The following is a 21,077-nucleotide window of genomic DNA, read 5'->3' on the forward strand; positions in this document are numbered from 1 at the left end:
GCCGTTCCAGCCGGGCACGCCCGCTGGCGCGCGCGTCGCGCGGCACCGTTCCGATCACGCCGCTCATTGCGTCCCGTCGTGTGTCCCGCGTTGTGCCCCGCTCTGTGCCCCGCTCTGTGCCCAGCTTCATGCCCCGTTAATCGGGCACCGCCGCGCAGTGTACCGCGCGACCCCGTCCGCATGCGTGACACGGCTCACAATGTACCGTAACCACAGCCGCGCGGCGTGCGTGGTGCCGCACTGGCAAAAAAAACGCCGCTGCGAGGCAGCGGCGCGTTGGGCCGGATCGGACCAGGGTCGGGCGGCGGCATGCGCCGCCCGCACGAGCGCGCGATGCGTTATCGATTCGCCGCGCCCGAAACCGGTCAGAAGGTTTCCCAGTCGTCGTTCGAGCCGGCTGCGACGGGCGCAGCGGCCGCAGGCGCGGCAGCCGGACGCGCTGCCGGTGCCGCAGCCGCGGCGCGCGGTGCGGCCTTCGGAGCCGCGGCAGCGGGCTTGGCCGCCGCACGCGCGACCGGCTTCGACACCACCTTCGTGCTCGACGCGCCGAACGCGCCCATCGACGGCGCGGACGCGCCGCTGTCGTCGAGATGGAACACGGCCACGGCCGCGCGCAGACGGCTCGCCTGGTCTTCGAGCGATTGCGCCGCCGCCGCCGCTTCCTCGACGAGCGCCGCGTTCTGCTGCGTCACCTCGTCCATCTGCGTGACCGCGCGCGCGACCTGGTCGATGCCGCTCGACTGCTCCTGCGACGCCGCCGCGATCTCGCCCATGATGTCCGTCACGCGCTGCACCGCGCCGATGATCTCGGTCATCGTGCGGCCCGCTTCGTCGACGAGCGCCGAACCCGCCTGCACACGCTCGACCGAGTTGTCGATCAGCGCCTTGATTTCCTTGGCCGCCGCCGACGAACGCTGCGCCAGGCTGCGCACCTCGCCCGCGACCACCGCGAAGCCGCGGCCTTCCTCGCCCGCGCGGGCCGCCTCGACGGCCGCGTTGAGTGCCAGGATGTTGGTCTGGAACGCGATGCCTTCGATGATCGTGATGATGTCCGAGATCTTCGCCGAGCTCTGGTTGATGTCGCCCATCGTGCCGACGACCTGGCTCACGACCGAGCTGCCCTTGTTGGCGATTTCCGAGGCGTTCGCGGCCAGCGCGCTCGCCTGGCGGGCGTTGTCGGCGTTCTGCTTCACCGTGCCGGTCAGCTGCTCCATGCTCGACGCGGTTTCCTGCAGCGCCGACGCCTGTTCTTCCGTGCGCGACGACAGGTCGATATTGCCCGCCGCGATCTGGCGCGTGGCCGTCGCGATCGATTCCGTGCCGGCGCGCACCGAGCGCACCGTATCCGTCAGGCTGCGCTGCATCTGCGCGACGCCGCCGAGCAGTTCGCCCATTTCGTCACGCGAGCGCACCACGACCGGACGGCGCAGATCGCCCGCCGCGATCGCCGAGAACGCGCCCAGCGCCTCGCCGAGCGGTTCGGCGATCGCGCGGCGCAGCGAGAGGAACGAGAACACCGAGGCGCCGATGCCGACCAGCAGCGCGACGATGGCCGCGATGCGCAGTTCGCTGAACGCCGTCTGGGCTTCGTCGAAGCCTTGCTGGGCTTGCTGGGTCTGGATCTTGTCGAGCGCCGCGTCGGCCTTCGAGAGCTGGTCGTAGGCCGCTTGCAGCGCCTTGGCGCCGTCGAGCACCTTGGCCTGATCGCCCGCGGCCACGGTCGCCGCGAAGCTGTCGGCCATCTGGTGCAGCGCGTCGCGGCGCGCGGCCGCGTCTTGCGCGAGGCGGTCCTCTTCCTGGCCGCGCGGCAGATTCAGGTACTTCTTCCAGAAGTCGTCCGAGATGGCGCGCATGGCGCGCGCGCGTTCGATCGTGGCGGCAGCGTCGGGCGTGCCGATCTGGAACGCCGCGCGGTCGAGCGCGAGACGCTCGCGCGCCGCGTAGATCTCGGCCATGTTGACCGCGTGGCTGCTCGGCATCTGATTGCTAAACGTGTTGCTGTACGCGTCGTTCGAACGCGAGAGGCCGAGCATCCCCACCGCGCTGATAGCGACGATGAGCGCCGCGAGAAAACCCATCGTGATGCCGATGCGTGCCTTGATGCTGATGCCCTTGTTCATGGCTCTCCTTGCTTGCTGCCGTGAGACGGTGGATCCGCCCCGAAATTTGAATAACTGCACTAATTTCGTTTACGGCAAACGTTTGGAGAGCTTGAAATAGTTATATGGTATGAAGATTAGGAAAAACCCGCGGGCCACGAATTTACAAAATCGGGACCACAAGACGCCCGGCAAAAAGGCGCGCCGTTCAACGTGCGAGACCGACTTCCGCAAGCGTGGGAATCGACGGCTGCGCGCCCGCGCGCGTGACCGAAATCGAGGCCGCGCGCAGGGCGAATTCGATCGCCGAGGCAGCATCAGCGCCGGACGCGAGCCGGGCGGCCAGCGCACCGATGAAGGTGTCGCCCGCGGCGGTCGTATCGACGGCCGCGACGCGCGGCGCGGGCCGATGTTCGGGCGCGGCGTCGCCAAGCAGCGCGCAGACGCCCTGCGCGCCGAGTGTCACGAGCACGTTGCGCGCACCTGCGTCGCGCAGCGCCTGAGCGGCGCGCGCGGCGTCGGCGGGTGTCTCGATCGGCAGGCCCGTGAGCGCGGCCGCTTCGAGTTCGTTGGGCACGAGGTAATCGACGAGCGGCAGCCAGTCGGCGGGCAGCGGTCCGATGGCGGGCGCGGGATTGAGGATGGTGAGCTTGCCGAGACGGCGCGCGCTCGCGAGCGCGGCGCGCACCGCGTCGGTGGGCGTTTCGAGCTGGCAGACCACCACGTCGGCGGCCGCGAGCGCGGCTTCGTGACGGGCGAGCGTCGCGGGCGTGACTTGCCCGTTGCTGCCCGCGACGATGACGATGGCGTTCTGGCTCGCCGCATCGACGACGATCAGCGCCACGCCGGTCGGCGCGTCGGGCGAGGTATCGAGCGCGTCGCAGTCGATGCCTTCCGCGAGCAGCCCGGCGCGCAGCAGTTCGCCATTGGCGTCGGCGCCCACGCAGCCCACCATCGCCACGTGCGCGCCCAGACGCGCGGCGGCCACCGCCTGGTTGCCGCCCTTGCCGCCCGCCACCTGGGCAAACGCGCTGCCGGCCAGCGTCTCACCGGCGCGAGGCAGACGCGGCGCGCGCGCCACCAGATCCATGTTGAGGCTGCCGACCACGGCCACGTGTCCCGTCGTCGTGGCTGCGGATGACGCCGCGTGCGCGGCGTCCGTGCGGGTTTTGTTCGTCACGGCGTCCCCTCCAGAGCGATTGCGGCAGCTCCGGCGAGGACGTCGCGACGACGTCCCGCGTCAGGCCGCCAGCGATGCGGAATGCGGCGCGCACCACGGCGCCGTCGATTCGCGCGGCATCAGTTCCGGCGCGATCACGCGGCGCAGCACCGACACGCCGTCGCGCTCGCGCGGCTCGGAGCCGATGCGCTCGATCAGCGTGAGCGCCGCCATTTCGCCGAGCGAACGCGCCGGCTGACCGACCGTCGACAGCGCCGGCCACGTGAAATTGCCCAGCTCGATATCGTCGAAACCGATGATCGAGCAGTCGGTCGGCACCCGCAAACCGCGTTCCGCCGCGGCGCGCAGCGCGCCGATCCCCATCATGTCGTTGCCCGCGAAAATCGCGCTCGGGCGCACCGTATCGAACAGCTGCGCCGCCGCGCGATAGCCGCCCGCGCCCGAAAAATCGGCCTCGACGATCGCACCCGGCGCGATCTCGATGCCGCGTTCGGCCATCGCGCGCAGGAAGCCGTGCATGCGCATCGCGCTGACCGCCGTCGTGATCGGCCCGGTGATGCAGCCGATGTTCGCGTGGCCGAGTTCGATCAGATGGCGCGTCGCGAGCCACGCGCCGCGCTCGTGATCGATCTGCACGAGGTCGGCGTTGAGCCCCTCGATGTTGCGGTCGACCACGACGATCGGCTCGCGCGTGTCGCCGAGCGTCGCCGCGAGCACCGCGTCGTCGCCCGCCGAGGCCACGATCAGCCCGTCGATACGCTTTTCCTGCAGCACGCGCAGATAGTTGCGCTGCTTCACGGGATCGTCGTCGGAATTGCAGAAGAACACGCAGTAGCCCTTTTGCGCGCAGCCGTCCTCCACGCCGCGCGCCAGCTCCGCGAAATACGGATTCGTTCCGTTCGGCACGACGAGCCCGATCGTCGCGGTCGAGCGCGCCTTGAGCGAGCGCGCGACCGCCGACGGCACGTAGTTGAGATCGCGTATCGCGCGCTCAACCTTGGCCCGCACGTCCGCCGACACCGGACGCGAATTGTTCACCACATGCGACACCGTCGTGAAAGACACCCCCGCCACTGCGGCCACATCCTTGATCGTCGCCATCTTTTATGTTGCTCCTGCTTCGTGCTGCCGTTTGCTACTGCTGCCGCCAGGCGGCGGTGATTGCTCTCGTCGCCCGTGCTGGTCCAATGCGCAGGCGCGCCCTCGATACGTTCTTGTCGCCGCAGTCCGTGCCGCCGCGTGGCGCTTCGTTGCGCCCGCAGCGTTCGCTTGCGGCTTCTTTATTGCTTCATCTGTTGCTGCTGGTTCTCTCGTGCTGCTTTTTTCTGCTTGTTCTTCGCTGCTGCTTGCTGCTGCTTGCTGCTGTCTGCTGCTGTTTTCTGCTTGTTATGCCGCTCACGCCTTGCGCTTGCCGCGCCGGCTGCGATAGGTGTCGAGCACGACTGCCACCACGATCACCGCGCCGGTGATGATGCGTTTGGTCGGCTCGTTCGCGCCGATCTGCGCGAGACCCGCCGCCAGCACGGAGATGATCAACACACCGAAGAACGTGCTGATCACCGAACCGCGCCCGCCCATCAAACTCGTGCCGCCGATCACCACGGCCGCGATCACCTGCAATTCGAGGCCGACGCCCGCGTTCGGATCGGCGGCTTCGAGACGCGACACCTGAAACAGCGCCGCCAGCCCGGCCAGCGCGCCCATCAGCGCGAACACGATGACCTTGTAGGGCCGCGGATCGACGCCCGCGAGCCGCACCGCTTCCTCGTTGGTACCGATACCAATCAGATAGCGGCCGAACACCGTGCGCGTGAGCACCAGTTGCGCGATCACCATGACCGCGACGGCGATCAGGAACGCAGGCGAGATGCCGAACGCGATCGGATTCGAGAGGAAATCGAAGGCGTCGCCGATATAGGCCGTGCGCGAATTCGTCATCTGGTACGCGAAGCCGCGCGCGGCTTCCAGCACGCCGAGCGAGACGATGAACGACGGGATGCGCCAGCCCACCGTCACCGCGCCCGTGAGCGTGCCCGTGGCCGCCGCGGCCAGCACGCCGAGCACGGCGGCGGGCAGCGGGCCGAGCCCCCACTTGAGCGAGGCCACGCTCACCACCGAAGCGCCGAGCGCGAGCACCGAACCCACGGACAGATCGATGCCCGCGATGATCAGCACGAAGGTCATGCCCACCGACATCACGACGAGATCGGGAATCTGGTTCGCGATCGTACTGAACGTATCGTAGGTCAGGAAGTGCGAACTCAACAGCGAGAACAGCACGATCATCGCGACCAGCGCGAGCGCCAGCCCGAGGTAGTTCGAGAAGCCGAATCGCGTGCCCGCGGGCTTGCCGCTCGCGGCTTGCGGCGCGGCCTGATTCGTTGCGGGTTCGCGCAACGGTCCGTTCGTCATGAAGCGCTACCTCCTGCGTCTCGTGCTGCGTCTCGTGCTGCATCTCGCGCCACGTCCGCAGCTTGTGTCTCTGCGCTCCCGGCCGCCGGCAGATCGGCCGCGTCCGCCAGCAGTGCGTCCTCGGCGCGATAGCCCGCGAAGGCGGCGCCGAGCAAGGCGTCCTGGCTCCACGCGCCGCGCTCGAAAATCCCCGTCATCTTGCCCGCCGACATCACGCCGATGCGGTCGCAGATCAGCATCAGCTCGCGCAGATCGCTCGACACCACCACGAGCGCGCGTCCTTCGCGCGCGAGCGCGCCCATCAGCGCATAGATGTCGAACTTCGCGCCCACGTCGATGCCGCGCGTCGGCTCGTCGAACAGCAGCACGCGCACGTCGCTGTTGATGCGCCGCGCGAGCCAGCGGCCGATCACGACCTTCTGCTGGTTGCCGCCCGACAGCTCGCCGACCGGCTGACCAGGACCGGCCGTGCGGATGCGCAGCGCATCGATCTGCGTGCGCGCGAGCGCGTTTTCGCGCGCCGCGTCCACGATGCCGTAACGCGCCACCGCGCCCACGTTGCCGAGCGACACATTGGCCGCCACCGGCTGCGGCAGCAAGAGCCCTTCGCCCTTGCGGTCCTCGGTGATCAGCGCGATGCCGTGACGCACCGCGTCCACGGGCGACTCGATCTTCACCGGCTGCGGCGCGCCGCCGTCGGCGCCCGTCAACGCGACCGTGCCGCGCTCTTTCGGATCGGCGCCGTAGATCAGGCGCATCAACTCCGTGCGGCCCGCGCCGATCAGCCCCGACACGCCGAAAATCTCACCGGCGCGCACCTCGAACGAGACGTCGCGCACGGCATTCGCGCGGCTCAGGCCGCTCACCTTGAGCAAGGGCGCGCCGATGCGCCGCTCGCCCAGATCGATCTGCTCGCCCAGCTCGCGGCCCACCATCAGCGCGACGATGCGCTCGGGCGTGAGGTTCGCCATGGCGTCCACGCGCACGAGACGACCGTCGCGCAGCACCGCCACACGCTGCGCGATACGCTCCAGCTCCTCGAGCCGGTGCGAGATATAGACGAGCGCCACGCCGCGCGCCTTGAGCCGCGCGATCTGCTCGAACAGCAATTCGACTTCGCGGCCCGTGAGCATCGCCGTCGGCTCGTCGAGGATCAGCACGCGCAGCGGCGCGCCGCCCTGCGCTTCGTCGACGATCAGGTTGCGCGCGATCTCCACGAGCTGCTGATGGCCGATGCCCAGTTCGCCGACGAGCGTGTCCGGGTCGATCGCCTCCAGCCCGACCTGGGCCATCGCGGCGCGCGCGTCTTCGCGCAGCCGCGCGCGATCGATCCAGCCGGTCCAGCTCAGCGCGCCGAAGCCGCGCGAACGCGGCAGCCGGTTCAGGAACAGGTTCTCCGCGACCGAGAGCGTCGGCAGCAGGTTCAGCTCCTGCATCACCATGCGCACGCCGAGCGCCTCGGCGTCGTTGCGGCTCGCGGGCGCGTAGGCCTGCCCGAGCAGCGTCATTGCGCCGGCGCTCGGCGCGGTGAGGCCGCCCACGATTTTCGAGAGCGTGCTTTTGCCGGCGCCGTTCTCGCCTGTGAGCGCGAGCACTTCGCCGGCGTGCAGCGCGAGGCTCACGTCGGCGAGCACGGGCTGCTCGTAGGTCTTGCCGACGCCCGTGACCGTCAGCACAGCGGCGTCGGCCGTGGCTACCGGTAGTGCGTCGGGGGCAATTGCATCCATCACGATCCTGTAGTCGCGGGCCGCGCCGCCCCAATCCGCGGACGCGCCTCGTGGTTCCACCTGAGCGCCCGGACGGTTGCGACCCGGACGTTCCAGCGGTTGCGACGCCGGGCGGCGGGCCCGGCATCGTCAGGCGACGCCCGCAAACGGGTGCCAAACGCGTGCCCCAGGGAGACAGTTCGCCGCCCGGATGCACACGCGCCCATCACCGACGAAATAACGGCGGCGCGGCGGCTTTCTTGAGCGTTGATTGCACGAAAAGTATGAAGAAAGGCCGCTCGCGCGCCGCGCTGCGCAATCCTTATGCAATCCCTATGCATCCCGTATGCACTGCGCGCCCGCCGACGATTCGGCATGCATACGGTGTGGGCGCGCGATGCACGGCGGCCGACTGCGCGGCGCTTAATTCGTGACGAGCACCACCGGCGTTTCGACCACGCCCGAGAGCTCGGACTGCTTCTTGTGCTCCTTGATCGCCTTGAGCGCGGTATCGATGCCGAACACGGCCTGCTTGGCCGCGTACTGGTCGGCGGTGGCGAGCACGCGGCCGTCCTTGAGCATCGGCTTGATGGCGTCGATGTTGTCGTAGCCGACCACGTAGACCTTGCCCTGCTTCCCTGCGGCGCGCACGGCCGACACCGCGCCGATCGCCATGTTGTCGTTGCCGCAGAGCAGCGCCTTCAGGTTCGGATACTCGTTGAGCATGGCCGAGGCCACCGCATTGCCCTTGTCGATTTCCCACTCGCCCGACTGGGTCGAGACGATCTTCGCGCCGAGCGCGTCCATCGCGTCCTTGAAGCCCGCCGTGCGCTGCTGCGCGTTGGTGGTGGTCGAGACGCCTTCCACGATGCCCACCTGATCGCCCGCCTTGAGCTTCTTCGCGAGATAGTCGCCGACGAGGCGCGCGCCCTTGCGGTTGTCGGGCCCGACGAACGGCACGTTCAGGTCCTTGGACTTGAGCACGTCGGGATCGAGCCGGTTGTCAATGTTGACGACGATGATGCCCGCGTCCACGGCCTTCTTCACGACCGGCACGAGCGCTTTCGAATCGGCGGGCGCGAGCACGATGGCGTCGACCTTCGAGACGATCATCTGCTCGACGATCTGGATTTGCGCGGCCGTGTCGGTCTCGTTCTTGATGCCGTTGGTGATGAGGTCGAACGTGGCGGCGTTGTGCTTCTGGTAGTCCTTCGCGCCGGTTTCCATGGTCAGGAAGAACTCGTTGGCGAGCGACTTCATGACGAGCGCGACCTTGGGCTTGTGGCCCGCCGCCTGCGCATGGGCAGCCAGCGGTGCGGCCGCGACAGTGGCGAGGGCGACGGCGGTGCACAGCACGCGGCGGCGGATGCGGAAGTTCATCGTTTGTGTCTCCGGTTGTCTGGCCCGGTGCGGGCCGTATTTCTGGTTATGCGCAAACGTTTGCAAGCATCCCGACATCACGGGCGGGATGCCCGCGCTTCTCGATGAGACGGACGGGCGGCGTGCGCCGGGCTCTCAGCCCATCAAAGCCAGCCGCCGCGGCGGAACAGGAAGTACAGCAGGATGTCGATGCCGGCCATCACGGCCAGACAGGTTTCGTAGCCGTATTTGTAATGTAGCTCGGGAATGTGTTCGAAGTTCATCCCGTAGATACCCGCAATCATGGTCGGCACCGCGAACAGCGCGGCGAACGAGCCGAGCCGCTTGGTCACCTCGTTCTCGGCGAGCGAGATCATGCCGAGATTCACCTGGATCGCCGTGACGATCATTTCGCGGCGCGCGTCGATCGTGTTGGAGAGGCGCACGAGGTGGTCGTACACGTCGCGATAATACGCCTGCATGCCCGCGCAGATCTGCGGAATGCGCCCGCCGATCAGCTTGCCCACGGCGTCGAGCAGCGGCGTGACGTGATGCTGGAAGATCACGAAGCGGCGCTTGAGCGAATAGAGATCCTCGATGATGGCGCGCGACGCCGCGAGATTGTGCTTCTCGAAGATGCGGTCTTCGAGTTCCTCGATCTCGCCGGCGAGCGATTCGAGCACCGGCAGGTAGCGGTCGACCACGCTGTCCATCAGCGCGTAGAGCACGAAGCCCGATCCTTCGCTGAGCAGCTCGGGCTCGCGCTCGCAGCGCGCGCGCACGTCCGTAAAGCCCTTCTGCGCGCGATGACGCACCGAGAGCACGAAGTTCTTGCCCGCGAACACGTTGACCTGGCCGGTCACCAGTTCGCTGTCGCCGTCGAGCTCGATGGTGTGGAACACCGCAAAGAGCGTCTCGCCGTATTCCTCGATCTTGGGGCGCTGGTTGCCGTTCATCACGTCCTCGATGGCGAGCACGTGCAGCCCGAACTCCTCCTGCATCGCGGCCATCTCGCCCGCGTCGGGGTCCTTGAGCGCGACCCAGACGAAGCATTCCGGTCTTTGCAGATAGTCGCTGATGGCGTCGACTTCGATGTCGGCCAGTTTCTTGCCGCCCTGATACGCGGCGCAATTGATGAGCATGTCGTGTTCTTCCCGGCGGCGTGCGAAAAATGAAAGCTTTGCAGGCCGCCTGTCCTGAAGTGAAAACGTTGAAGCGGATCGCCAAGTTTAAGCGCTGGATCGACCTGGCCGCTGGCCCGCAGGTTCCGCACCCGGCCGCCGAGGGCGTTGTGCGGCACGGCAAACGCGCCCGAAAGCGTCCTGGGCGCGCGCCATCGCACGGCGCGCCACGGCCCGCTCAGTGCTGCCGCTCTGTGCTGCCGCTCAATGCGGCACGCGCCGGATGCCGATCCGGTGATCCTTGTCGAACGTTACGCTGGCGAAGTTCGTATAGCGCCCATCGACGAGAAAACTCAGCTCGACGACCGGATCGAACTGCGTCGTCACGCCGATGCGGTGCGCGCCGGGTTTCAGGTAGAACGTGACGTGCTCGCCGTCCATCAGGTCGGTGACCCGCTCGCCGTCGACATAAACGGGCGCGTCGCGGAATTTGACGATCACGTTGCCGGTGCGCTCGCGGCGCACGTCCACGGCCACGAGGCCCTCGCCGGGCGCGGTATAGCCGGGCTTGACGATGCGCTCGGCCGGGACCGGCTTGAGCGGTGGGGCCGCCGCGCGTTCCTCGGCGCAGCCGACAAGCGCGAGGCTCGCGGCAATGCAGCATACGGCGGCGAACGATGCCAGTCGCCTGTCCTGTCCGCTTCTCTGCCTGCTTCTCTGTCCGTTATCCCGCCACGGCCAGCCGCTCATCAAGCCCGCTCGCATGGACGCTCTCCCCTCGTCTGTTCTGACTGTTATGCGTGAGCGGCGCGTCGGCCGCTTTCGTGATTTCCGTGATGTGCGATGCCCTGTCCGGCCCCATGATATACGGGCGGGGACGCGAGGCGCGCGGCGATGGGGTATGCTGTCGCGAAATTTGCGGGGCCGCCTGCACGACGGCCGGAAAGTCGCGTCGATCAAGCCATCAGGAGGATGCAAGCGATGTGGTATTTCACGTGGATACTCGGCATCGGCGTGGCGCTCGGCTTCGGCATCATCAACGTGATGTGGCTCGACGCGAACGGCAAGTTCTTCGAGCGGCACGCAAACGGAGCGCCTTCTGGCGGAGCGCCCTCTGGCGCAGACGCGGCCGACGCCCGCCCATCGGCAGCACGGGATGACCGTTCGTGACGCGTCTGGTGATTTTTTGCGGTCACGCCGGCACCGGTAAAACCTCGCTCGCCAAACGTTTGATCGGCCCGCTCGCGCGCGCGACGGGCGAACCGTTCTGTCTGCTCGACAAGGACACGCTCTACGGCCGCACGAGCGCCGCGACGCTCACCGCGCTCGGTCAGGACCCGCATGACCGCGACAGTCCGCTGTTTCTCCACCATCTGCGCGATCCCGAATACCAGGGCTTGCTCGACACCGCGCGCGAAAATCTCGCGCTGGGCGTGAGCGTGCTGGTGGTCGCGCCGTTGTCGCGCGAGGCGCGTGAGCGGCGTCTCACCGATCGTGCGTGGCTGGGTGTAGAGGCGGAGGTGAAGGTGGCGGCGGTCTGGGTGCGCTGCGACGAAGCCACCGCGCAGCGCCGCATCGTGGCGCGCGCCCATCCCGATGACGCCTACAAGCTCGCGCACTGGGACGACTACCGGCAGCGCCGTATCGAGCCGGAAGGCGCGGCGCTCGACGCGCTCATTGTGTTCGATACCACTTCGCCCGCCGAGGCGGACTACGACGCGCTCTTGCAGCGCCTCGTGACGGCGGCCGAGGACTGAGCGAACGCAATCGCCACGGCCGCCGCAACCTCAATCAAGCTCAATCGACCTTATACGACGGCCACCGGCGCGCGCGCATCGAGCGTCGCGCCCTCGTACACCTGGCCGAAGCGGTTGGCGAGAAATTCCGGCAGCGAGACCTGCTCCTGACGCACGAAGCCCGCCTGCGGCAGACGCTTTTCGCGGAACAGATCGAGCACCGCGCACATCGACCCAGCCGTGGTGATCTGGATCGCGCTCATCGGCATGCCGCAGACGGTCTTCGCGAAGATCTTGCGCGTGAAGACTTCCTGCACGAGCTGACCGTTGCGCATGCCCGTGACGGTCATGAAGATCAGCACGACGTCCTGCTCGGTCGACGGAATCGCGCGGCGCATGATCGACTTGAGCGTGTCGCGGTCGCCCGACAGGCGCAGATCTTCGAGCAGGAACTGCATCAGCGCGCGATGCCCCGGATAGCGCACCGACTTGTAGTCGAGCGACTCCACGCGGCCCGACAGCGTCTCGCACAGCGTGCCGAGTCCGCCCGAGGTGTTGAACGCCTCGTACTCCACGCCGTCGAGCGAAAAATGTTCGAGGCCTTCGAGCGGCTGCACCCATTGCGTGCGGCTGTCGCGAATCGCTTCGCAAGGCTGGCAATACTCGTTGATGAGACCGTCGACGCTCCACGTGAGGTTGTATTTGAGCGCATTGGTCGGAAACTGCGGCAGCGCGCCCACGCGCATTTTCACTTCGCGGATCTCGCTGAAGCGGCTCGCGAGCGCGTGCGCCGCGATGCCGATGAAGCCCGGCGCGAGACCGCATTGCGGCATGAAGGCGTGATCGGCGCCTTCGGCGAGCGCGCGGATCGCGTGGGTGGCGCGCACGTCCTCGGTCAGATCGAAGTAATGCACGCCCGCGCCTTTGGCCGCCGACGCGACGTTCACGGCGAGGTAATACGGCAGCGCGTTGATCAGCACGTCGTAGCCTTCGAGCGCGCCGCGCAGCGCGGCGGCATCGCCGGAATCGGCGCGCACGGTGGGAATGCCCTGCGCCGTGAGCGCGTCGAGCGCGCGTGCGTCGCGGTCGAGCGCGGCCACTTCGTAGTCGCCGGTTTCGCGCAGCATGTGAGCAATGGTCTGGCCAATCAGGCCGGCGCCTGCAATCGCGACTTTCATCTCGCCTCTCCTTTTGATGTTCTGTGATCGGTGGGCTTGGCGCGCCCGCTCGAAGACAGTCTAGGGCGGTGCAAAATCAGTTGATAGGCGCAAAATGATGCGCTTTGACGTCGACTTTCGTCATTTCGACGATGGTTTTCGTCGAAATGACGAAAAAGCGTAAAACCAGCGTAAAAACGCGCCGCAGCAAAGGGGCCTTGCGCGGCCTTGCCTGGCTTGCGGCAGCGCTCAACTGGCAGCGCTCAGCCCATCACCGTGCCGCGATCGATCTTGCGCGCGAGCACGATCGACGTGGTCGTGCGCTCCACGCCCTGCATGCCGCCGATCTGGTCGAGCAGATCGTTCAGACGATCGGGCGAATCGGCGCGCAGCCAGGCCACGTAGTCGTATTCGCCGCTCACCGCGCAGAGCAACTGCACCTCGGGCATCTTGCCGAGCCGCTTCTGCACGTCGGGCCCGTGACGCGGCGCGATGATCAGGCCGACCCACGCCTGCAGGCTCGCGTCGAGCACGTCCTGACCGAGCCGCACGCCATAGCCCGCGATCACCTGCGTGCGTTCGAGCCGCGCGATGCGCGCGAGCACCGTGGTGCGCGCGACGCCGAGCTGACGCGCGAGATTGGCCACGCTTTCGCGCGCGTTTTCCTGCAGCAGCGCGACGAGGCTGCGGTCGAGGTCGTCGAGTTGATCGAGGCGCGGCGGTCTCATCGAGGAAGCGGCTCTCTGTGTGAAGAAACGTTAAGAAGATCAGGCCATTATCGCGCGCGCAGCCGCCCATGCGAAAACAACATGCGTCACGTCCAGACACGCAACGTGACGTGCGAAGCGGGACGCAAAGCGCGTATTTCAGGGTATTTCGGAGCGTTTCGTTTGTAAGCAGTTGTCGCATCGCAGCCGCTTTAACGCGATAACGTGGTACTAATATCGCCTGCCAACCCGGCCTCGCGCCTCGCGCGCCTGGCTGGATTACGCGCCTACTCGCTACGAAATGAAGATTCAAGGAGCAAGAATGAAGAAAGCTTTCGTCATCCTGGCCGCGACGCTCTCCATGAGCGGTGCGTTCGCGCAAACTGCTGCGTCCACGCCTGTGGCCGCAGCGGCGTCGGGTGCCGACGTGCGCGCCGCGCAACATCAGCAACGCGTGGAAGAGCGCATCGCTTACCTGCACTCGGCGCTGAAGATCACGCCCGAGCAGGAGCCGCAATGGAAGGCGTTCGCCGACACGATGCGCGGCAACGGCGAGACCATGGCCACGCTGTACAAGCAGCGCGCGGACAGCGAAACGTCGCGTAACGCGCTCGACGACATGAAGCAGTACGCGCAGATCAGCCAGGCGCACGCCGACGACATGCAGAAGCTCGTGACGGCCTTCGAGCCGCTCTACACCAGCCTCTCGCCGGAACAGAAGAAGCTCGCCGACACCACCTTCCGTCATCACGGCCCGACGCCGGGCGCGAAGGGTCCGGCACACGGCAAGCACAAGGGCAAGCCGAAGTCGAAGGCGCCGGCAGCGGCAGCCAGCGGCGCGGAAGCCGCGAGCGCGCCGGCGGCCGAATAAGGTTCGCCTGAGGCTTCGCTGAGATCGAGTCGAGGTTCACCCTTCCGGCTCGACCGCGACGAAGCCTTGCGGAACACGCGAAGGCCGGGCATCATGCCCGGCCTTCCTGCATTTCCGGGCGGATTTTTCGCCTATATTTCAGGCTGTCGTTTTCCGCTCTCTCTGCTTTTTGCGCCTGCCGCCACCATGATCGAACTGAACCACCTCGACCTCGCCGCCGATTCCGCCGCGCAACGCGTCGTCAAGGACGAAACCGTCACGGTCGAATTCGCCGCCGCGCCTGGCGAGCTGATGAGCCTCGAAGGCCCGAATCGCTACGCGCAAGGCGACGCGATCATCACCGGCGCGACCGGCGAACGCTGGGTCGTTTCGCGCGACCGCTTCGATCCGAAATATCTGCCCGCCGACGCTGCGCTCGCGCACGGCATGGCCGGCGCGTACCGCAACCGTCCGTCGGTGGTGCTTGCCAAACGGATCGACGAGCCGTTCACCATCGTGCGCTCGGCGGGCGGCGACCGCCTCACCGGCGCGGCCGGCGACTGGGTCATGCAATATGCGCCCGGCGATTACGGCGTCGTGAAGGCTGCGCGTTTCGCGAAGGTCTATCGACTGGCCGACTGAGCGTTGGCGAACCGATCGGCTAGCTGATCGGCTAACTGGGCGCGTCGCCCGACGCGCCCAGCATCGACGCATCGCAAAGCGGCGCCGGAACCCCGGCGCCCGCTCCCTCAAGCAAACTCTTCGTCCAGCGCGAGCGTCACGTCGCGCGGCGTTTCCTCGCCCTTCGCGTGCTGCTCCTCGAGCGAGCCGATGGTCGCTTCCACGTAGGCGCGCAGCACCGCGAAGCTGCGTCCGCGCAAACGCGGCGGCAGCGCCCGGTAACGCGCGAGCGCGGCGGGCGCGATGGCAACCGAGAGCGTCATGCGGCGCGCGGCGGCGCCCATGCGCATCGCCACCCAATGCACGACGAGCAGCGGCGCGCCGTTGTCGGCTGGCTGCTCGCTAAAGCGCGTCTGCTCGGGGAACAGATCGGCGATCACGCGCGCGAGTTCCTCGAAATCGGGACTCGCGCATTCAAACAGATAGTCTTCCATCGCTGGCCAATAAAGTGAAAAAGCGCTGCGGTGCAGGACTCTAGCAGACCGCGGATCAGACCGCGCGCGCGGGACGTCCCGGCGCGCAGCGGCGGAACAGCACGACGGCCACCGCGACCGCCACGAACGCATAGAGCGCATCCACGGCGACGAGCGGCACGAGACGCGCCTGGAACATCGCCGCGGGCACGTCGATCAGCGCGTGCAGCACGATCGCGAGCGGCAGGATCGACTTGCGCCCCGCCTGCACGCCGCGCCACATCAGCACCGACAGACCGATCTGAAACACGAACGCCGACGTGCGTTCGAGCGCGAAAATGCCGGCCTGGAGCGGCGACAGCGTGGCGAGCACCATATGCACGCGCAGCACCGAATCCATCGTCAGATTGCTCAGATGCGAGTCGAGCTCGCCCCGGTTCGCGAGCACCGCGAAGAAGATCCACTGCAGCTGCACGAGCACGCCGACGAACCACGCTTCCGCGCCGCCGTGGCCGATGCCGTAGGCAAGGCCCGTACTGTCGACGGGCGTGTTGGGCAGACGGCCGCCGCGCCGCGCGAGCAGGCGCATCGCGACGTAGCGCCCCACTTCCTCGCAGACGCCGGCCGCGAGCGCGCCGTACAGCACGAAAGCGATCGGACTGGTGAGCAGCTGCGCCGTGGCCGGGTTCTGATGCAGCACGAAGTCGTTGAGGCCGCGTTCGAGCACGGTCGCGAAAAACGCGAACACCGCGACGCCGGTGATGGTGTCGCGCCAGTCGAATCGGAACGGTTTGCGCAGCCGGCGATAGACGGAAATGGGCAAAACGGCGACGAACAGCGTGGCGAGCGACAGGCAGACGAGCGTGACCGGATCTACGTGCATGGGGTTCCTTGTGACATCCGGCGCGCCGGGCGCGCGCCGCAGCCCGAATCATCGCAGATATCGGGCGGCTCGCGCAGCCCCGGCTGCGGCCCCGCGCTGTGTCACGTCACGCCGCGCGCCCCGCTGTCTGCACGGTGCGGCGGTTCAGCCGGGCGGATTCAGCCGAGCGTCGAGGCCCGCACGACGAGTTCGCCGGGGAACGCCGCCGCGCGCGCGGCGGGCGCCGCGCCTTCGATGCGCTCGTGCAGGAATTCGACGGCGCGATAACCGATCTCGCGCGTCGGCTGGCGGATCGTCGTGATGCCGGCGAGTTCGGCCCATTCGGGGTCGTCGATGGCGATCAGCCCGACTTGCTGCGGCCATTGGGCGCCGAAGCGCGCCTTCAGATGCAGCGCGAGGCGCAGCGCGACCGGCGCGTTCGCCGCGAACAGCGCGCAGCGCGCGCCGCGCTTCGCGGCCTCGGCCAGATGCGCGTCGAGCGCTTCGAGTGCGGGCGCGACGGTGTCCTCCTCGCGCAGATCGAGCACATGCGTCGCGTGCCGCAATCCGTCCTGGCGCGCTGCCTGCGTCGCGTGGCGAAACGCCGCTTCGCGCTCGCGCCGCGAACTCACGTGCTCGAACGGCTGCACCACGAACACGAGATCGTCGTAGCCGCGTTCGAGCAGATGCTCGACGCCGAGCCTCACGGCCGCCGCGTTGTCGAGCCCGACCACATCGGCGTCCAGACCGTCGACGGTGCGGTCCACCAGCACGGCCGGAATGCCGCCGCTGCCGACCGGCTTGAGCATCGACTCGCGCACGCCGAGCGCGTTCACGATCACGCCTTCCACGCGATACGTCGTGAGCAGTTGCAGATAGCGCCGCTCCATGTCGACTTCGTTGGCGGCGTGGCAGATCAGCGGCATATAGCCGAGCGCGTGACACGCCGACTCCACGCCTTGCAGCACTTCGACCGAATACGGATTGGCGAGGTCGGCGAGCAGCAGCCCGAGCAGACGGTTGCGGCCGCGCTTGAGGCCGCGCGCCATCTGGTTGGGCCGATAGTCGAGGCGCTCGATGGCCGCTTCGATGCGCGCGCGCAGATCGGGCGACAGCACCGACAACTCGCCGTTCAGATAGCGCGAGATGCTGGTCTTGCCGGTGCCCGCCTCGCGCGCGACATCGCTGATCGTCGCGCGGCGCGGCGCGCCGGCTTGAGCGTCACCCTGAGCGTCCTGATGCGGCTCACCCGCGCCGATGCTCATCGCGCGAGCACCTCGCGATTGACGATGTTGTTGCGCAGCGTGCCCGCCAGTGCACCGACGAGGTTTTCGGCGGCGTTGCGCGCCATCGCATGACGCGTTTCGTGCGTGGCCGAGCCGATATGCGGCAGCGCCACCACATTCGGCATGCGCAGCAGCGGCGAAGCCGGATCGATCGGTTCCTGCTCGAACACGTCGAGGCCCGCGCCGTGGATCGTGCCCGCTTCGAGTGCGGCGATCAGCGCCGCTTCGTCGACGGTCGCGCCGCGCGAGGCGTTGATCAGGATCGCGCTTTTCTTCATCTTGCGGAACTGCTCCGCGCCGATCATGTGGCGCGTGGCGTCGGTGAGCGGCACTTGCAGGCAGACGAAATCCGACTCGGCGAGCAGCGTGTCCAGCTCGACGCGGCGCGCGCCATACTCGCGTTCGGCCGTCTCGTTCGGGCTGCGGTTGGTGTAGAGCACGTTCATGTTGAAACCCAGCGCCGCACGACGCGCGACCGCGCCGCCAATGCGTCCGAGCCCGACGATGCCGAGCGTCTTGCCCTGCACGTCCACGCCGAATTGCGGCGCGCCGATGCTGGCCTTCCAGTGGCCCGCCTTCACCCAGTCGGCCAGTTCGACCACGCGGCGCGCGCTCGCGAGGATCAGCGAGAACACGGTGTCGGCGGTCGATTCGGTCAGCACGTCGGGCGTGTGCGCGAGCACGATGCCGCGTCGCGTGAGATCGGCCACGTCGAACTGGTCGAAGCCCACGGAAATCGTCGAGAGCGCCTTGATGCGCGTGCCGTCGAGCATCGCGGGCGTCACCTTGACGCTCGCGCCGATCGCGCCGTCGGCGTCCTTGAGCGCGGCGGCGAGCGCTTCGGCGTTGTTGCCGTCGACGAATTCGACTTCGGCGTGCTCGCGCAGATACGCGGTGACGTCGTCGGGCAGGGCTTTGTAGGCAACGATTTTTTGCTTCATAAGTGCGCTATCTCTCGAAGGCTTCAATGCGGTCAGGACGGTGTGACGGTGATAACGGCGATGGCCGCCCGTGCGGACATCGTCGCGATGATCACGAAAGCGTTATTTTCCATGCAGCGGCGCGGCATAGCCACCCGCGTCGTCGCGCTGCGGCTTGACGGCGAGCGTGAGGCCCACCGCGACCACCAGCGCCACGCTCATGAACGCATAGGATGCCGCAGGCGAGCCCGTCGCGCCATTCAGATAGCCGACCACGTACGAGCCCACGAACGAGCCGAGCGCGCCCATGCTGTTGATCAGCGCCATCGCGCCGCCCGAGACGTTCTTCGGCAGCAGTTCCGGCACGATCGCGAAGAACGGGCCATACGGCGCGTACATCGCGGCGCCCGCCACGACCAGCAGCGCGTACGAGAACCAGAAGTGCGTCGAGCCGAGCGCATAGGAGAGCGCGAACGCCAGCGCGCCCACCAGCAGGAACGGCCACACGAAGGCGCGGCGATTGTTGAGCTTGTCGGACGCCCACGAAGCGGCGAGCATCGCGATGGTAGCAGCGAGATACGGCAATGCCGAGAGCCAGCCCGTTTCGACCATGCCGAGCGACGAGCCGTTCTTCACGATCGACGGCAGCCACAGCACGAAACCATACACGCCGATGCTCCAGCAGAAATACTGCGCCGAAAGCAGCATGACGGCGGGCGTGCGGAACGCTTCGGCGTAATTCTTGACCGGCTTGATGGCGGCCTGTTCGGCGCGGAAGGCGGCGTCGAGCGCGCGTTTTTCGTCGTTCGAGAGCCACGTCACCTGGGCGGGTTTGTCGCGCACGAGCAGCCACCAGCACACGGCCCAGACCACGGCGGGCACGCCCTCCGCGATGAACATGTGGCGCCAGCCGAACGCATGCACGAGATAGCCCGAGACCACCGACATCCACAGCACCGTGACCGGATTGCCGAGAATCAGAAAGGTGTTCGCGCGCGAGCGTTCGCTGCGGGTGAACCAGTTGCTGATGTAGATGAGCATCGCGGGCATCACCGCGGCCTCGACCACGCCGAGCACGAAGCGGATCGCCATCAGCGAGGGAATGTTGGAGACCACGCCCGTGAGCGCCGCGCAGCCGCCCCACAGCACGAGACTCACGAACACGAGCTTGCGCACGCTGCGGCGTTCGGCGTAGACCGCGCCCGGAATCTGGAAGAAGAAGTAGCCGAGAAAGAACAGCGCGCCGATCAGCGACGAGAGCGCCGGGCTGATGCCCAGATCGCGATTGATGCCGGCCGCCGACGCGAAGCCGTAGTTCGCGCGGTCGAGATACGCGAGGCTGTACGTGATGAATACGATCGGCATGATCGCCCACCAGCGGCGCGGTGCAAGCGAGGTTGAGGTCATCGATGTCTCCTGTTGATCGCATCGGGCGCGAGTGCGCCTCGTGCGGTCCCATGCATGGCTGATGGATGCCGAGCGCGGTTTCGAGCGCGCCCGGTTGCTGCCTGCCCGGGTTCGTTGCCGGACCGTTTTACGCGGCGTGCGCCGGGGTTGCGGGCGCTGCGGGCGTTGAGGTCTGCGTGGCCTGCTCCGCGTCCCGGGCTTCGAGCGCATCGAGCTGTTCACGCGTGGGCAAGCCTTCCGAGTCGCCGATCACCTGCACCGCGAGCGCGCCGATGCGGTTGCCGCGCGCGACCGCCTCGGGCAGCGGGCGGCCTTCGAGCAGCGCGCTCACCACGCCGACCGCGAAGCCGTCGCCGGCCCCAACCGTATCGACGACCTTCTCCACCCGCCGCGCGGGCACGTGCCCGTAGACGCCTTCAGCGGTCTCGAAGTACGCGCCATCCGCACCGAGCTTCACGACCACGCCGCGCGCGCCGCGCTCCAGATAGAAACGCGCGATCAGCGCCGGATCGTCCGAGCCCGTGAGAATGCGGCCTTCGTTGACGCCCGGCAGCACCCAGTCGGCGAGGCGCGCGAGTTCGTTGAGCGTCGCGACCATCTCGGCTTCGGAGCCCCAGAGCGTCGGGCGCAGGTTCGGGTCGAAGCTGATCGTGCGGCCCGCTTCGCGCATCTCGCGCGCGAGCAGGAACGCGAGTTCGCGCGACGTCGAGGAAATCGCCGGCGCCACGCCGCTCAGATGCAGATGGCGCGCGCCGAGCACATAGCCGCGCTTGAAGTCGCCGATCGACAGATGGCTCGCCGCCGAACCGCGACGGAAATATTCGACGGCCGGATCGCTGCCGTCGTCGCATTTCGACTTGAGCTGGAAGCCGGTGGGAAAGCGCTCGTCGATGGCCACGCATTGCGTGTCGATGCCTTCCTGCGTGAGCACCGCGCGCACGAAGCGGCCGAACGAATCGTCGCCGACGCGGCTCATCCAGCCCACCTTGAAGCCGAGGCGCGCGAGGCCGGTCGCCACGTTGAGTTCCGCGCCCGCCGCGCGTTTCGTGAACTGCGCGACGCCGTGCAGCGGGCCGGTTTCAGCGGCGACGAACATCGCCATCGCCTCGCCGTAAGTGATGACATCGAGTGGGTGGTTCATGGAATGCGTTCCTGAATGGGGAGAATGCGGGCCGTTCGGG

At 67.6% G+C, this 21,077-nt stretch carries 20 protein-coding genes; 4 read left to right on the plus strand and 16 right to left on the minus strand.

The genetic code is table 11. The features are described from left to right. Positions 1-365 precede the first annotated feature (365 nt). The 8 genes from U4Y88_RS14220 to U4Y88_RS14255 form a co-directional block, all read right to left on the minus strand. Complete coding sequence (locus U4Y88_RS14220) at positions 366-2,120, minus strand: methyl-accepting chemotaxis protein (protein ID WP_321784650.1); 1,755 nt, start codon at positions 2,118-2,120, stop codon at positions 366-368. Between the two features lie 187 nt (positions 2,121-2,307). Further along, complete coding sequence (rbsK, locus tag U4Y88_RS14225) at positions 2,308-3,279, minus strand: ribokinase (protein ID WP_415774441.1); 972 nt, start codon at positions 3,277-3,279, stop codon at positions 2,308-2,310. Between the two features lie 60 nt (positions 3,280-3,339). Further along, positions 3,340-4,380 (minus strand): LacI family DNA-binding transcriptional regulator, encoded by a 1,041-nt coding sequence (locus tag U4Y88_RS14230; protein ID WP_224007998.1) that lies wholly within the window; start codon positions 4,378-4,380, stop codon positions 3,340-3,342. Positions 4,381-4,674: 294 nt separating this feature from the next. Beyond that, a complete protein-coding gene (locus U4Y88_RS14235; RefSeq protein WP_224007996.1) occupies positions 4,675-5,691 on the minus strand; it encodes an ABC transporter permease in 1,017 nt (338 codons plus the stop codon). Then, positions 5,688-7,418, minus strand: coding sequence for a sugar ABC transporter ATP-binding protein (locus U4Y88_RS14240; RefSeq protein ID WP_321784652.1), 1,731 nt, complete (start codon positions 7,416-7,418; stop codon positions 5,688-5,690). Before U4Y88_RS14240 ends, U4Y88_RS14235 begins: the two co-directional genes overlap by 4 nt. A gap of 402 nt (positions 7,419-7,820) precedes the next feature. Then, positions 7,821-8,777: a sugar ABC transporter substrate-binding protein gene (locus U4Y88_RS14245; protein WP_321784654.1), complete on the minus strand. Its 957-nt coding sequence runs from the start codon at positions 8,775-8,777 to the stop codon at positions 7,821-7,823. A gap of 143 nt (positions 8,778-8,920) precedes the next feature. After that, the gene (gene corA / locus U4Y88_RS14250) at positions 8,921-9,898 is read right to left on the minus strand and encodes a magnesium/cobalt transporter CorA (RefSeq protein ID WP_224007987.1); all 978 of its coding nucleotides are present in this window, start codon (positions 9,896-9,898) and stop codon (positions 8,921-8,923) included. Between the two features lie 243 nt (positions 9,899-10,141). Then, the gene (locus tag U4Y88_RS14255; protein ID WP_321784656.1) at positions 10,142-10,627 is read right to left on the minus strand and encodes a hypothetical protein; all 486 of its coding nucleotides are present in this window, start codon (positions 10,625-10,627) and stop codon (positions 10,142-10,144) included. A gap of 231 nt (positions 10,628-10,858) precedes the next feature. On the opposite strand from U4Y88_RS14255, the gene cydX reads away from it, so the two are divergent. Both cydX and U4Y88_RS14265 read left to right on the plus strand, forming a co-directional pair. Next, positions 10,859-11,047, plus strand: coding sequence for a cytochrome bd-I oxidase subunit CydX (gene cydX, locus U4Y88_RS37755; RefSeq protein ID WP_415774447.1), 189 nt, complete (start codon positions 10,859-10,861; stop codon positions 11,045-11,047). Next, a complete protein-coding gene (locus U4Y88_RS14265) occupies positions 11,044-11,634 on the plus strand; it encodes an ATP-binding protein (RefSeq protein ID WP_321784658.1) in 591 nt (196 codons plus the stop codon). Before cydX ends, U4Y88_RS14265 begins: the two co-directional genes overlap by 4 nt. A 50-nt stretch (positions 11,635-11,684) precedes the next feature. On the opposite strand, the gene U4Y88_RS14270 is transcribed toward U4Y88_RS14265, so the two are convergent. Both U4Y88_RS14270 and U4Y88_RS14275 read right to left on the minus strand, forming a co-directional pair. Then, positions 11,685-12,791: a saccharopine dehydrogenase family protein gene (locus U4Y88_RS14270; protein WP_321784660.1), complete on the minus strand. Its 1,107-nt coding sequence runs from the start codon at positions 12,789-12,791 to the stop codon at positions 11,685-11,687. 242 nt (positions 12,792-13,033) lie between these two features. Then, on the minus strand, positions 13,034-13,498 hold the full coding sequence (locus U4Y88_RS14275; protein ID WP_224007976.1) for an Lrp/AsnC family transcriptional regulator: 465 nt from the start codon (positions 13,496-13,498) through the stop codon (positions 13,034-13,036). A 301-nt stretch (positions 13,499-13,799) separates the two neighbouring features. On the opposite strand from U4Y88_RS14275, the gene U4Y88_RS14280 reads away from it, so the two are divergent. Both U4Y88_RS14280 and U4Y88_RS14285 read left to right on the plus strand, forming a co-directional pair. Then, positions 13,800-14,348 (plus strand): Spy/CpxP family protein refolding chaperone, encoded by a 549-nt coding sequence (locus U4Y88_RS14280; RefSeq protein ID WP_310634267.1) that lies wholly within the window; start codon positions 13,800-13,802, stop codon positions 14,346-14,348. A gap of 186 nt (positions 14,349-14,534) precedes the next feature. After that, positions 14,535-14,969, plus strand: coding sequence for a PGDYG domain-containing protein (locus tag U4Y88_RS14285; protein WP_321784662.1), 435 nt, complete (start codon positions 14,535-14,537; stop codon positions 14,967-14,969). Between the two features lie 107 nt (positions 14,970-15,076). Here the strand turns inward: U4Y88_RS14285 and U4Y88_RS14290 are convergent, their stop codons facing one another. The 6 genes from U4Y88_RS14290 to U4Y88_RS14315 all read right to left on the minus strand — a co-directional run bounded on the left by U4Y88_RS14290 (position 15,077) and on the right by U4Y88_RS14315 (position 21,037). Continuing rightward, positions 15,077-15,442, minus strand: a complete 366-nt coding sequence (locus U4Y88_RS14290) for a DUF3022 domain-containing protein (RefSeq protein WP_065064718.1) — start codon at positions 15,440-15,442, stop codon at positions 15,077-15,079. Positions 15,443-15,497: 55 nt separating this feature from the next. Then, on the minus strand, positions 15,498-16,304 hold the full coding sequence (locus tag U4Y88_RS14295; protein WP_321784664.1) for a YhfC family intramembrane metalloprotease: 807 nt from the start codon (positions 16,302-16,304) through the stop codon (positions 15,498-15,500). A gap of 158 nt (positions 16,305-16,462) precedes the next feature. Beyond that, entirely contained in the window at positions 16,463-17,548 is a 1,086-nt protein-coding gene (locus U4Y88_RS14300) for a substrate-binding domain-containing protein (RefSeq protein WP_321784666.1), read from the minus strand. Further along, positions 17,545-18,510: an NAD(P)-dependent oxidoreductase gene (locus U4Y88_RS14305; RefSeq protein WP_224007961.1), complete on the minus strand. Its 966-nt coding sequence runs from the start codon at positions 18,508-18,510 to the stop codon at positions 17,545-17,547. The genes U4Y88_RS14300 and U4Y88_RS14305 overlap by 4 nt, the downstream gene beginning before the upstream one ends. 102 nt (positions 18,511-18,612) lie before the next feature. Next, positions 18,613-19,896 carry an MFS transporter gene (locus U4Y88_RS14310; protein WP_224007958.1) on the minus strand — a complete coding sequence of 428 codons (1,284 nt, stop codon included), beginning with the start codon at positions 19,894-19,896 and terminating at the stop codon, positions 18,613-18,615. Positions 19,897-20,023: 127 nt separating this feature from the next. Continuing rightward, complete coding sequence (locus tag U4Y88_RS14315; RefSeq protein WP_321784668.1) at positions 20,024-21,037, minus strand: sugar kinase; 1,014 nt, start codon at positions 21,035-21,037, stop codon at positions 20,024-20,026. Positions 21,038-21,077 lie beyond the last annotated feature (40 nt).

The organism is Paraburkholderia sp. J94 (assembly GCF_905220285.1).
Taxonomy (GTDB): domain Bacteria; phylum Pseudomonadota; class Gammaproteobacteria; order Burkholderiales; family Burkholderiaceae; genus Paraburkholderia; species Paraburkholderia tropica_A.